Origin of the sequence: Gordonia sp. NPDC058843 (assembly GCF_042743165.1) — a bacterium.
Taxonomy (GTDB): domain Bacteria; phylum Actinomycetota; class Actinomycetes; order Mycobacteriales; family Mycobacteriaceae; genus Gordonia.
On record NZ_JBHYNC010000020.1, the window covers coordinates 74,249 to 87,094 of the forward strand.

Annotated in this window: 10 protein-coding genes; all 10 read left to right on the forward strand. The window is 67.0% G+C overall.

The window, feature by feature from the left end; translation table 11 throughout:
• Positions 1–312 precede the first annotated feature (312 nt).
• On the forward strand, positions 313–1,353 hold the full coding sequence (locus tag ACFW3F_RS14915) for a 2Fe-2S iron-sulfur cluster-binding protein (protein ID WP_388058591.1): 1,041 nt from the start codon (positions 313–315) through the stop codon (positions 1,351–1,353).
• A gap of 44 nt (positions 1,354–1,397) precedes the next feature.
• On the forward strand, positions 1,398–2,516 hold the full coding sequence (locus ACFW3F_RS14920; protein WP_388058593.1) for an aromatic/alkene monooxygenase hydroxylase subunit beta: 1,119 nt from the start codon (positions 1,398–1,400) through the stop codon (positions 2,514–2,516).
• A gap of 2 nt (positions 2,517–2,518) precedes the next feature.
• Entirely contained in the window at positions 2,519–2,857 is a 339-nt protein-coding gene (gene mimD, locus ACFW3F_RS14925; RefSeq protein WP_014927755.1) for a propane 2-monooxygenase effector subunit MimD, read from the forward strand.
• A 201-nt stretch (positions 2,858–3,058) separates the two neighbouring features.
• Positions 3,059–4,105, forward strand: coding sequence for an amidohydrolase family protein (locus ACFW3F_RS14930; protein ID WP_388058595.1), 1,047 nt, complete (start codon positions 3,059–3,061; stop codon positions 4,103–4,105).
• Positions 4,102–4,902, forward strand: a complete 801-nt coding sequence (locus ACFW3F_RS14935) for an iron-sulfur cluster assembly protein (RefSeq protein WP_388058597.1) — start codon at positions 4,102–4,104, stop codon at positions 4,900–4,902. Before ACFW3F_RS14930 ends, ACFW3F_RS14935 begins: the two co-directional genes overlap by 4 nt.
• A 3-nt stretch (positions 4,903–4,905) precedes the next feature.
• On the forward strand, positions 4,906–5,931 hold the full coding sequence (locus ACFW3F_RS14940) for an NAD(P)-dependent alcohol dehydrogenase (protein WP_388058599.1): 1,026 nt from the start codon (positions 4,906–4,908) through the stop codon (positions 5,929–5,931).
• A gap of 308 nt (positions 5,932–6,239) precedes the next feature.
• Positions 6,240–7,892, forward strand: coding sequence for a chaperonin GroEL (gene groL / locus ACFW3F_RS14945; protein ID WP_388058600.1), 1,653 nt, complete (start codon positions 6,240–6,242; stop codon positions 7,890–7,892).
• A gap of 268 nt (positions 7,893–8,160) precedes the next feature.
• Complete coding sequence (locus tag ACFW3F_RS14950; protein ID WP_388058602.1) at positions 8,161–9,966, forward strand: sigma-54-dependent Fis family transcriptional regulator; 1,806 nt, start codon at positions 8,161–8,163, stop codon at positions 9,964–9,966.
• Positions 9,967–10,082: 116 nt separating this feature from the next.
• Positions 10,083–11,888, forward strand: a complete 1,806-nt coding sequence (locus tag ACFW3F_RS14955; RefSeq protein ID WP_388058603.1) for an acyl-CoA dehydrogenase — start codon at positions 10,083–10,085, stop codon at positions 11,886–11,888.
• Positions 11,889–11,952: 64 nt separating this feature from the next.
• Positions 11,953–12,714 carry an SDR family NAD(P)-dependent oxidoreductase gene (locus tag ACFW3F_RS14960; protein ID WP_388058605.1) on the forward strand — a complete coding sequence of 254 codons (762 nt, stop codon included), beginning with the start codon at positions 11,953–11,955 and terminating at the stop codon, positions 12,712–12,714.
• Positions 12,715–12,846: the final 132 nt, after the last annotated feature.

The window sequence follows — 12,846 nt, forward strand, 5'->3', positions numbered from 1 at the left end:
TCCGAGCGCTCCTCAGGGAGCGGGTGGGGACGCGCTCTCCGCAAGCTCCGAGCGCTCCTCAGGGAGCGGGTGGGAACGCGCTCTCCGCAAGCTCCGAGCGCTCCTCAGGGAGCGGGTGATGTCCCGCAAGCCATTCCCTGCTCCTTGAGGAGCGACACCCCTGCTCCCCGAGGAACGAAGCGTCACCCCTGCTCCCTGAGGAACGAAGCGTCACCCCTGCTCCCTGAGGTGCGAGGAGCGCTGGCGACGAGCCACGAAGGGTCGGCAACGCGTCTCGACAACCCCGCACCCGAAGTCCGAACTGGAGAAACAGTGGCCGACACACATCGCATCAACTTCGCCCCCGTCGACATCGAGATGGAGGTCGGCGAGGACGAGACCATCCTCGACGCCGCATTCCGGCAGGGCATCCACCTCATGCACGGATGCCGGGAGGGCCGGTGCTCGGCGTGCAAGTCCTACATGCTCGACGGCGACGTCCAGATGGACGACTATTCGACCTTCGCCTGCAACGACGCCGAAGAGGCCGAGGGTTACGTCCTGCTCTGCCGCACCTACGCCTACAGCGACTGCGACATCGAATTGCTGAACTTCGATGAAGACGAATTGCTCGGCGGCGCACCGATTCAGGATGTCCGAACCCGCGTTGCCGCGGTCGAGTCGATGACCAAGGACATCGTCTCCCTGCGTCTCGATGTCGTGGAGCCGGCGACCTTCGAGTTCAAGCCCGGCCAGTACGTGGACCTCTCGATCCCCGGAACGCAGGAGAAGCGGTCGTTCTCGATCGCCACCACACAATCCACCCCCGACAAACTCGAGTTCCTCATCAAGAAGTACCCGGGCGGCGTGTTCGCCGGCATGCTCGAGAACGGACTCGAACCGGGCACCGAGATCATGGTCAACGGTCCGTACGGGTCATGCACCCTCCGCAACGGGCACGTGCTCCCGCTCGTCTGCATCGGCGGCGGCGCCGGGATGGCACCGCTGCTGTCCCTCCTCCGGCACATCAGCGAAGCCGGCATCCAACGTCCGGTGCGCTTCTACTACGGCGCCCGCACCGCGGCGGACCTCTTCTGCCTCGACGAGATCGCCTCTCTCGGTGAGAAGATCACCGACTTCGGCTTCACCGCATGCTTGTCCGAGTCCGCCGCCGACGCACCCGCAGGCGTCTCGGTGGCCGAGGGCAACGTCACCGACATCGTCAACGGATGCGAGTCCGATCTGTCCCGAACGGAGGTGTACTTCTGCGGACCCCCACCCATGGTCGACGCGGCGTTGGCTCTCGCCGAACAACATTCGGTGCCCCGTGACCAGATCTTCTACGACAGTTTCACCAGCCCGGCATTCGACTAGCCACCCAGACCCTGACAGCCGCCGAACCCCGAGGAGCGCGCAGTATGTCCGCACCCACCGCACCCAAACCCAATCAGCGGGAACGCAGTTTCCCGTCCATCGAGTTCACCGACGCCGAGGCCGGCGCCAAGGACTTCCCGAGTTCCAAGAGCCGCAAGTACAGCTACTACCAACCGGCCAAGAAGCGCGCGACGATGTACGAGGACGTCACCGTCGACGTGCAGCCCGATCCCGAACGGCACCTGAGCCAGGGCTGGATCTACGGGTTCGGCAACGGCCCGGGCGGTTACCCGCAGGAGTGGACGGCGGCGAAGTCGGGCAACTGGCACGCCTTCCTCGACCCGAACGAGGAGTGGGACCAGACGATCTACCGGAACAACTCCGCGGTCGTCCACCAAGTCGACCTGTGCCTGCAGAACGCCAAGCGGGCGCGCGCCTACGATTCGTGGAACTCGCCGTGGCTCAAGTTCATCGAGCGCAACCTCGGTGCCTGGATGCACGCCGAGAACGGCCTGGCGCTGCATGTGTTCACCTCCATCCAGCGGTCCGGGCCGACCAACATGATCAACACCGCCGTCGCGGTGAACGCCGCGCACAAGATGCGGTTCGCCCAGGATCTCGCTCTGTTCAACCTCGACCTCTCCGAGGCCGAGGAGGAATTCGACGGCGAGGCGCACAAGGAGGTGTGGCAGGCGGCGCCGGAATGGCAGCCGACCCGCGAGGTGGTCGAACGTCTGACGGCGGTCGGCGACTGGTGCGAGCTCCTCTTCGCCACCAACATCGTCTTCGAGCAGCTCGTCGGATCGCTGTTCCGCTCCGAGCTGGTCATGCAGGTCGCCGCCCGCAACGGCGATTACATCACCCCCACCATCGTCGGCACCGGTGAGTACGACTACGACCGCGACCTGGCCTACACGCGGAGCCTGTTCCGAATCCTCACGCGCGACGAGGAATTCGGCGACCAGAACAAGGAGCTGTTCGGGCAGTGGCTCGCCGTGTGGGTGCCCCGGTGCCTGGAGGCGGCCCGTGCGCTGCAGCCGATCTGGTCGCAGCCGGCGGACAAGTCGATCACGTTCGCCACCAGCCTGGACGCGGCAACCGCCAAGTTCACCGACCTGCTGACATCGATCGATGTCGCCATCCCCGAGGAGTTGAGCAAGTGACCATGCAATTCGGTGCGGAGACCGAGTTCTCCAACATGTGCGGCGTGACCCTGATGAACACCCCGATCGGCCGCGTCGTCGCCGACGTCATGGGAGCGAAGGACGGCGTGGAACTCACCGAGTACCCGTCGATGATCCGCGTGGACGGGGTCAACCGGCTCGAATTCGACTACGACGAACTGACCGACGCACTCGGCCAGGATTTCGACGGATCGATCTTCGAGGAGATCAGCTCGACCCACTACGGGCGGATGGTGCATCTCGACGACCGGACCTTCCTGTTCGCCAGCCCCGAGGACGCCGCCGAGTACATCGGGTTCGACCTCACCGCCCAGAGCTGAGAGCTCGCATCAGGCCCGCGTCGTGACCGCCGGCGGACCGCTCCCGGCGGTCACGACGTACACCACCCCATCACCCCGTCCCAGCCCACCGTTTCCCCGCCCACCGATTCCCCGCCCCGCCTGCCACATCCGAGACAGCCCCGTTCGACACAGCCCAGCCCAGCAGCCGAGACCACAGCCCACGATCGTCAGGAGCACACGATGTACGAGAAGAACGGCGACCAGTACTTCATCGTCGACGCCCACGTCCACCTCTGGGACGGACGCGAATCCAACCAGAAGAACATCCACGGCAAGCAGTTCATCGACTGCTTCTACGACTATCACCGCAACCTCAGCCCCGAGGACAAGGTGTGGGACTACGACACCTACACCTACTACGGCCCGGAGCGGCTGATGCGTGACCTCTTCGAGGAGGGCCCGGCCGACCACGCGATCTTCCAGGCCACCATGCTGAGCGACTTCTACGTCAACGGTTTCGCACAGGTCGACGACTCGCTGAAGCTGTGTGAGGACAATCCCGGTCTGCTGACCTACAACCACGCCTACGATCCCCGGCACGGCGAGGCGGGTCTCGAACAGTTGCGCCGCGACGCCGAGGTGATGAACCTCAAGGGGGTCAAGCTCTACACCGCCGAATGGTTCGGCGACTCACGCGGTTACAAGCTCGACGACGCCTGGTCGCGCCGCTACCTCGAGGAGTGCATCAAACTCGGCATCAAGAACGTCCACATCCACAAGGGCCCCACCATCCGGCCGCTGGACCGAGACGCCTTCGACGTCGCCGACGTCGACAAGGTGGCAACCGACTACCTGGACCTGAACTTCGTCGTCGAGCACGTCGGTCTCCCACGGCTCGAGGACTTCTGCTGGATCGCTACCCAGGAGTCGAATGTGTTCGGCGGCCTGGCCGTGGCCATCCCGTTCATCCACACCCGCCCGCGGTACTTCGCCCAGATCATCGGTGAGCTCCTCTACTGGATCGGCGAGGACAAGATCCTCTTCGCCAGTGACTACGCCCTGTGGACCCCGCAGTGGCTGGTCGAGAAGTTCGTCGACTTCCAGATCCCGGAGGACATGACCGAGTACGCGCCGATCACCGTCGAGCAGAAGAAGAAGATCCTCGGCCTCAACGCGGCCGCGCTCTACCCGCACATCGAGGTGCCCGAGGAACTCCGATTGCCCACCAGCGCAGCCGATCCGGATGCCGAGGTGGCAGCCGGCGCAAAGGATGCGGTGAACGCATGACCGCGCTCGACCATCGCCCGGCGCCCGGCATCGGGCGCGCGATCCGACTCGAGCACGACATACTCGCCGCGCTGGACACGGTCCTCGATCCCGAGCTCGACGAGCCGATCACCGATCTCAATTTCGTCCGGTCGATCCTGATCGACGATGCCGGGACGACGGTGCACCTGCGTCTGCCCACGTCGTTCTGCTCACCGAACTTCGCCTACCTGATGGGTTCGGATGCCCTCGACGCGCTCGAGGACATCGACGGGATCGGTCAGGTGCGGGTCCTGCTCGACGATCACCACGACAGCGACAAGATCAACTCCGGGCTCGACGCCCACGCCGGCTACAGGGGCACTTTCGGAGTGGAGGCGCTCGAGAGCCTCGACGAGTTGCGACTGACGTTCCGGCGCAAGGCCCACACCGCCGCGATGGAACGCTGTGTCGCTGCCGAGATCACCGCGGGACGCGTCCTGGTGTCCGAGGTCGATCGCCTCGCCCTGCGCGATCTCCCCCGCGGTCACCGTAAGTCGGCGCTGCTGCGCCGGCGGATGGAGCTAGGGCTCAGCGTCTGTCCCAACAGCTTGGTCGTCGTCGACGAAGAGGGCCGGGCGTTGCCGGCCGAACAGGTGCCGATGCGTTTGCGTTTCGCCCGCTCGGTACGGATCTCGATGGAGGGCAACAGCCACTTCTGCCGAGGCCTGCTCGCCACCCGCTACGCCGACGACACCGCCTGCGACGGCCGGAGCGGCCCCGTCATCACCGATATCCGGACCACCCGCGGCGGCACCACCCGAACGGAACAGGAGTAGACCATGCGTGCAGTCCAGGTCGTGGGGTACCACGACAAGTTGCAACTCAACGAGGTTCCCGCGCCGGTTGTGACCGGCCCACTCGACGTGATCGTGAAGATCGGTGGCGCCGGAGTGTGCCGCACGGACCTGCACATCCTCGAGGGCCAGTGGGAAGAGAAATCCGGTGTGGCACTGCCGTACACGATCGGTCACGAGAATGCCGGGTGGGTCGACACGATCGGTGACGCGGTCACGAATGTCGCCGTCGGCGACAAGGTGATCCTGCATCCGCTCATCACCTGCGGGCTCTGTCGAGCCTGTCGGTTCGGCGACGACGTGCACTGCGAGAACAGCCAGTTCCCGGGCATCGACACCAACGGCGGGTATGCCGAGTACCTGAAGACCACGGCCCGCAGCGTCGTACGGATCGACGACTCGCTGGAACCCGCCGACGTCGCCGCGCTCGCCGACGCAGGACTGACCGCCTATCACGCCGCCGCGAAGGGCGCGCGCATGACGCGACCCGGGGACACATGCGTGGTGATCGGCGCAGGAGGTCTGGGCCACATCGGAATCCAGGTCCTCGCCGCCATCTCCGCGGTCCGGATCGTCGTGGTGGATCGCAACCCCGATGCGGTCGAACTCGCCCAGCAGATCGGGGCCGACGTCGGGATCGTCGCCGACGGCTCGCACGTCGAGAAGGTCCTCGAACTGACAGGCGGGCACGGCGCCGAGGCCGTGCTCGACTTCGTGGGCGAGGGTGGCGCGACCGCCGAGGGCACCGCGATGCTGCGGCGCGCGGGCAGTTTCTTCGTCGTCGGTTACGGCGAGAACATCAACGTGCCGACCATCGACGTGATCTCCACCGAGATCAACTACATCGGCAACCTCGTCGGCTCCTACAACGACCTCGGGGAACTGATGGACCTCGCCGCGCGGGGAAAGGTCACGTTGCACACCAGCACCTACGCCCTCGACGACTTCCAGCAGGCCCTCGACGACCTCGACGCCGGCCGGGTCCGCGGGCGGGCGATCCTCGTCCCCTGACCCTTCGAGCTCGTCGCTATCGCTCCTCGCACCTCAGGGAGCAAAGAAGGAGCGTCGCTATCGCTCCTCGCACCTCAGGGAGCAAAGAAGGAGCGGCGCTATCGCACCTCAGTTTCTGCGGCCTGGCGGCCGTCGTGGACCACGAAAGAACACTCGTGAGTGTCCGAAATCCATGCTCCCTGAGGTGCGAGCGCAGCCACTCGCCCCTGCTCCCTGAGGTGCGAGCGCAGCGAGCCACGAAGGGCAACCAGCACAACCGTTTTCACGCAGTACACAGCCGAGAACCACGAACGAAAGGCAGGACGACCATGGCCAAGGAGTTGCGCTACAACGCCGAAGCGCGGCTGCGGCTCGAGCGAGGGGTCAATGCACTCGCCGACGCGGTCAAGGTGACGCTGGGACCGAAGGGACGCAACGCCGTCCTGGAGAAGCTCACCGGCCCTCCCACCATCACGAACGACGGGGTGACCATCGCCCGCGAGATCCAGTTGCGCGACCCGTTCGCCAACATGGGCGCCCAACTGGTCAAAGAAGTGGCGATGAAGACCAACGGGGTGGTCGGCGACGGCACCACCACCGCAACCGTGTTGGCGCAGGCGATGGTTCGCGAAGGTCTGCGCGCGGTCGAGCAGGGCGCCAACCCGATGCGGGTGCGCCGCGGCATCGAGCGTGCCATCGCCACCGTGATCGAGGCGCTGTCGGATCAGTCCGTCGCGCTCGGCGGCCGCAGCGACCTCGAGCGCATCGCCACCCTGGCAGCCAGCGACGACGAGGTGATCGGGTCGGCGATCGCGTCGGCCGTCGAATACGTGGGGCGCAACGGCGTCATCACGACCGAGGAGAGCGACACCCTCGGGCTGGGGGTCGACGTCGTCGACGGCATCGAGTTCGACCACGGATACATCTCGGGCTACATGGTCACCAATCACGAACGCATGGAAGCCGTCCTCGAGAACCCGGTCGTGCTGCTCACGAACAAAAAGATCACCACGGTCCAGGAGATCATGCCCAGCATCGAGGCGGCCAAGCGCGCCGACCGGCCGCTGCTGGTCCTCGCCGAGGACGTCGATGGTCCGGCACTGCAGCTTCTCGTCGGCGGCAACATGCACAAGACGATGCAGTCGGTGGTGGTCCGCGCCCCGGGCTTCGGTCACCGGCGCGTCGCCGAACTCGAGGACCTCGCCGTCGCCCTGGGTGGTCAGGTGATCGCCAAGGACACCGGACTGGAGCTGTCGGAGGTGTCTGTCGAACAGCTCGGCACGTGCGACCGGGTCACCATCACCGAGGACGCCACGACGATCGTCGGCGCCCGTGGCGACCAGGGTCTCGTCGATGCGCGCGTCGCTCAACTCGAGGCACAGCACGCCCGCGCCCGCATCGACGCCGACCGCGACAGCCTCGAACTCCGGATCGCACGGCTGACCGGACGGGTGGCGGTGATCCGGGTCGGCGGGGTCACCAGCGTCGAACTCAAAGAGCGCATGCTCCGCGTGGAGGACGCACTGGCCGCCACGCGCGCGGCCGTCGAGGACGGCATCGTCTCGGGCGGCGGCACGGCCCTGGCCCAGGCACACCGGGCCCTGGAATCGCTCGCCGACGTGACCGGCGACGAGGGCGTCGGTGTCGACGTGGTCCGGCGATCGATGGCCGAACCCCTCTTCTGGATCGCCACCAACGCCGGGTTCGACGGCGACGAGGTGGTCCGCGTCGTCAGCGGCCTTCCATTGGGGCACGGCTTCAACGCGATGACCGGTGACTACGGCGACATGTTCGACGAGGGTGTCATCGACCCGGCGAAGGTCACGAAGGCGGCACTGGAGAGCGCCGCGTCCATCGCAGCCCTGCTGATCACCACCGAGACCGCGGTCGTCGAGGAGGTCCTCACCCACCCGGGCGCCATCGAGGCACCCGGCTTCGGCGACCTCGCCGAGGGGATGGTCCGACCCTCGAACATCTACTAGCCGGCCACCACCCGCACACCGACCCCGCACACCGCCACCGGCCGGCCCGCACCGGCCGGTGGCCACCGACCCCGGCGGGGACGTCACCACACAACGGTGACGGGGGCCGGTCGCGATCGGAATTCGTTCTCGGCGTCGATCGCGGCCGGCCCACTGCCGAGTGGATCCCACCGGCCGGTTTCGACCGACTCGGTACCGGATTCACACCCGCCACCAGCACCTATTCTGTACACTGCGGGTGATGTGAGACGTACATCACAGTAGGGAGTTGTCCACCCCGGTGAACCATCAGCCCACAGCCCGGGCCCGGAACTCGATCACTTACGTCGCGCGAGCGCGCGAACGGTTCTTGAGCGAGGACGGGACGCCCGACGACCGTGTCGACGGCACCGTCCGAGACGCGATCTCCACCTCCTGGCGGCGGTCGCGCTCGTTCAAGGTGCAGGCGGATCGGCTCGAGCTCCCCTTCGTCCGTGAACCGAACACCGACAGCCCGTTGATGAGCGCGGCCCGCCCGGTGCTCGACCAGCTCGCCGTGGACCTGTCCACGGAACCGGTGAGCATCATCCTCACCTCCCCGGACGGCGTCGTGCTGTCCCGTGCGGCCGGCAGCAGGGAACTCCTCGGCCAACTCGATGCCGTATCCCTGGCTCCCGGGTACAGCTACAGCGAAGAGCATGCCGGCACCAACGGGATCGGCACCGCACTCGAGACCAGGCAGGCGACACTCGTCACCGGCGCCGAGCACTACGCCGGCTGCCTCGCCCAGCTGAGTTGTGCCGGGGTCCCGATCCGTAATCCGTTCTCCGGCGGCATCGTCGGCGCTCTCGACCTCACCGGCTGGGTGGAAGAGGGCGGTTCGCTGCTGCTCTCCCTGGCCAAATCGGCCACCGTCCAGATCGAGCAGCAGATGCTGGCAAATGCCAGTGAGCGCGAATCCCGGCTTCTCGCAGCCTATCTCGCCACCTGCCGACGGGCGCCCCAGATGATGGTCCTGGCGCTGGCCGCCGACGTCGTATTGATGAACCGGCGCCTGCGCCAGAGCATCGACCCGCAGGACCAGGTGTCGATGCTCGAGCACGCGGTCGACCAGACCCTCGACGCCACGGCCGCCCGCCGGGTCAACACGCTGCCCAGCGGCCGCACCCTCCGACTCGCACCGGTCGCCGAGTTCTCCGACACCGACGCGGGCATCGCGGTCTTCCACGTCCACCTGATGGATCCGGGGCCGTCTCCCGAGCCCCGACGCCGACCGGCGACGGCGGCGACGCTCCCCGGCATCGTCGGCCGCAGTTCGTCGTGGCGGGAGTGCTGCGATCGCATCGCCCAGCACGTCGGCGCTGGCCGGTGGATCGCGGTGTCGGGCGAGCGCGGAAGCGGTCGGGCCGCGGTGTTGCGCGCAGCCGCCGGACAGTACCTCCGCGGAACCATCCGGGTCTTCTCCGCCGAGGACTTCTCCGACGCCGACACGCTCGACAGTTTCACCGCCGAGATCGAGCGCGACGACTTCGCCATCATCCTGCGCGACATCGACGAGTTCGACGACGACATGCTCTTCGACGTCGCCGATGTACTGCAGGGTCGCGAGCACGCGGGGTGGCTGGGGATAACACTCAGCGCCGTCGACACGCTACCGGCCCTCGGCGCGACACTGCTGCCGTTCTTCTCTCACACCGTCGAGGTGCCGCCGCTCCGGCACCGCATCGAAGACCTGCAGGTCCTGGTGCCGACGATCCTGCGGCAGCTCACCCGCGGCAAAGAACTCCCGGTCGCCCCCGACGCGATGCGCCAGCTCAGCAAGTACACCTGGCCGGGCAACGTCGCCGAACTACGGCAGGCCCTGCGCGACGTCGTCACGCACCACAGATCCGGAACGATCACCGTCAAACAACTCCCCCCGACCTACCGGGCGCAGAGCCGGCACACCCTCACCCGCATCGAGGCGCTCGAACGCGACGCCATCGTGCGCAGCCTCGAAGAGAACGGTCACAACAAACTGGCCGCCGCCCATGCGTTGGGCATCTCCCGCGCGACGATCTACCGCAAGATCAAGGAGTTCGGCATCGACGTCTGACGACGGGTGACGAACCAGCCGGGGTGTCTCGAGCGGTCGCGTCGGGCCGGGGCATGATGGACGGGCGACGGCCACCCGCGACCAGCGTCCGTCCGCCCGATCGACGAGGAAGTGCGATGACCACACCCATGTCCCGGCGGGACCTCGAATTCCTGCTGTACGAATGGCTCGACGTCGAGGCGCTGACCTCACGAGACCGTTTCTCCGCGCACTCACGCGACACCTTCGACGCGGTCCTCGAACTCAGCGCCGACATCGCCATGAAGTGCTTCGCACCGGCCAACAAGATCGGCGACGCCCAGGAGCCCTACATCGGTGACGACGGCAAGGTCGTCCTCCCCGACGAGGTGGTCTCCGGACTCGCCGAGTACCGCAAGGCGGGCCTGATCTCCGCCTCCTTCGACGAAGAACTCGGCGGCATGCAACTGCCCACGGTCATCCGCCAGGCCTCCGCCGTGTGGTTCCAGGCCGCCAACGCCGCGATGTCGTCGTACAACTTCCTCACCGTCGGCAACGCCAACCTGCTCGCCGAATACGCCACACCCGAGCAACGCGACACCTGGGTCCGTCCGCTCGTCGAAGGCCGCTTCTCCGGCACCATGTGCCTGTCCGAACCGCAGGCCGGCTCGTCGCTGGCCGACATCACCACCAAAGCCGAACCGGCCGGCGACGGCACCTACCGGATCACCGGCACCAAGATGTGGATCTCGGCCGGCGACCACGAACTCACCGAGAACATCGTCCACCTCGTGCTCGCGAAGATCCCCGGCGGCGGCCCCGGCGTCAAGGGCATCTCGCTGTTCATCGTGCCCAAGTACCTCGCCGACGGCACCCGCAACGACGTCGCACTCGTCGGCCTCAACCACAAGATGGGCAACCGAGCCACCACCAACACCCTGCTCAACTTCGGCGACGGCACCTTCGACTCCGACTCCGCTCCCGGCGCTGTAGATGACCAGCCCGCTCCCGGCGCTGTCGGCTACCTCGTCGGCCAAGAACACCGCGGCCTCTCCTACATGTTCCACATGATGAACGAAGCCCGTATCGGCGTCGGATTCCTCGCCACCGCACTGGGTTACGCCGGTTACCGGGCCTCGGTCGACTACGCCACGGTGCGCACCCAGGGCCGGCCCGTCGACCAGAAGGACCCGTCGACCAAGCCGGTCCCGATCATCGAGCACGCCGACGTGCGCCGCATGCTGCTCGCCCAGAAGTCCTATGTCGAGGGCTCGCTCGCGTTCGGTCTGTACTGCAGCACCCTCGTCGACGAGGCCGCGACCGCGACCGACCCCGATGAGCGCGACCGGTTGAACCTGCTGCTCGAGGTGCTCACCCCGATCGCGAAGAGCTGGCCCTCGCAGTGGTGCCTCGAGGCCAACAGCCTCGCGATCCAGGTCCACGGCGGCTACGGGTACACGCGCGAATTCGACGTCGAGCAGTACTACCGAGACAACCGCCTGAACCCGATCCACGAAGGCGCACACGGCATCCACGGGCTCGACCTGCTCGGCCGCAAGGTGATCATGCAGGGCGGGGCCGGACTCGCCGCGCTCGCGGAGACCATCGGCGCCACGATCACTCGTGCACGCGAGGTCGACGCGGCCTCCGGTTACGCCGACACCCTGCAGTCCGCCGTGGACCGCCTGGTGGAGGTGACCGCGCACATCTGGTCGGCCGGCGACCCGAAGCTGTCGCTGGCCAACGCCACGATCTACCTCGAGACCACCGGGCACATCGTCCTGGCGTGGGTGTGGCTGGAGCAACTCCTGGCCGCCGACGGCCGCACCGGCGACTTCTACGAGGGCAAACGCGCTGCGGCGCAGTACTTCTTCCGGTACGAACTGCCCAAGACCGGCCCGCAGCTCGACCTGCTGACGGCTCTCGACAGCACGACACTCGACGTCGAACCGGCCTGGTTCTGACGAGTTCCACCCCACGGCCGGCGCACCGCGCCGGCCCATCGGCGAGTATGCAAGGGAGACAACGATGTCCGTGATGGATCTGTTCGACACCACCGGCAAGGTGGTCATCGTGACCGGCGCGTCGTCCGGACTGGGCGTCTCGTTCGCGCGCGGCTTCGCCGAGGCGGGCGCCGACGTGGTCCTCGCCGCCCGTCGGGCGGAGAAGCTCGCCGACACCGCGGCCGCCGTCGAGGCCCTGGGCCGTAAGGCACTCGTGGTGCCCGCCGACGTCGCCGAACCCGAACAGTGCCAGCGCGTAGTAGACGCCGCCATGGAGACGTTCGGCAAAGTCGACGTACTCATCAACAACGCGGGCGTCGGGACCGCCTACCCGGCGACACGCGAGACCCCGGAACAGTTCCGAGGCGTCATCGACGTCAACCTGAACGGCTCGTACTGGATGGCCCAGGCCTGCGGGCGGGTCATGCAGCCGGGAAGCGCGATCATCAACATCTCGTCGATCCTCGGCATCACCACCGCCGGGTTGCCGCAGGCGGCGTACGCCGCGAGCAAGGCCGGCGTCATCGGCCTCACCCGCGACCTCGCCCAGCAATGGGGCGCGCGCAAGGGCATTCGGGTCAATGCCATCGCCCCCGGCTTCTTCGAGAGCGAGATGACCGACACGTATCAGCCCGGATACCTCGACTCGCAGATGCCGCGGGTCCTGCTCGGCCGGACCGGACACGGCGAGGAGATCGCGGCCACCGCGATCTGGTTGTCCTCGGCTGCCGCCGGATACGTCACCGGTCAGACGCTCCCCGTCGACGGCGGAATCACGGTCACCTAGCTCGGCAGCGATGGAGTTCCTTGTGCTCCTTGGGCCCAAAGAACCGCATAACCCCTGGTCCCTAATCCGAAAGAACCGCATAACCCCTGCTCCCTGAGGTGCGAGGAGCGCAAGCGACGAGCCTCGAAGGGC

Bases quoted from the DNA above. Each gene is read 5' to 3' on its own strand.
- ACFW3F_RS14920 (WP_388058593.1), top strand. From the start codon at position 1,398: ATGTCCGCACCCACCGCACCCAAACCCAATCAGCGGGAACGCAGTTTC.
- ACFW3F_RS14930 (WP_388058595.1), top strand. From the start codon at position 3,059: ATGTACGAGAAGAACGGCGACCAGTACTTCATCGTCGACGCCCACGTC.
- ACFW3F_RS14940 (WP_388058599.1), top strand. From the start codon at position 4,906: ATGCGTGCAGTCCAGGTCGTGGGGTACCACGACAAGTTGCAACTCAAC.
- mimD (WP_014927755.1), top strand. From the start codon at position 2,519: ATGCAATTCGGTGCGGAGACCGAGTTCTCCAACATGTGCGGCGTGACC.
- groL (WP_388058600.1), top strand. From the start codon at position 6,240: ATGGCCAAGGAGTTGCGCTACAACGCCGAAGCGCGGCTGCGGCTCGAG.
- ACFW3F_RS14935 (WP_388058597.1), top strand. From the start codon at position 4,102: ATGACCGCGCTCGACCATCGCCCGGCGCCCGGCATCGGGCGCGCGATC.
- ACFW3F_RS14955 (WP_388058603.1), top strand. From the start codon at position 10,083: ATGACCACACCCATGTCCCGGCGGGACCTCGAATTCCTGCTGTACGAA.
- ACFW3F_RS14960 (WP_388058605.1), top strand. From the start codon at position 11,953: ATGTCCGTGATGGATCTGTTCGACACCACCGGCAAGGTGGTCATCGTG.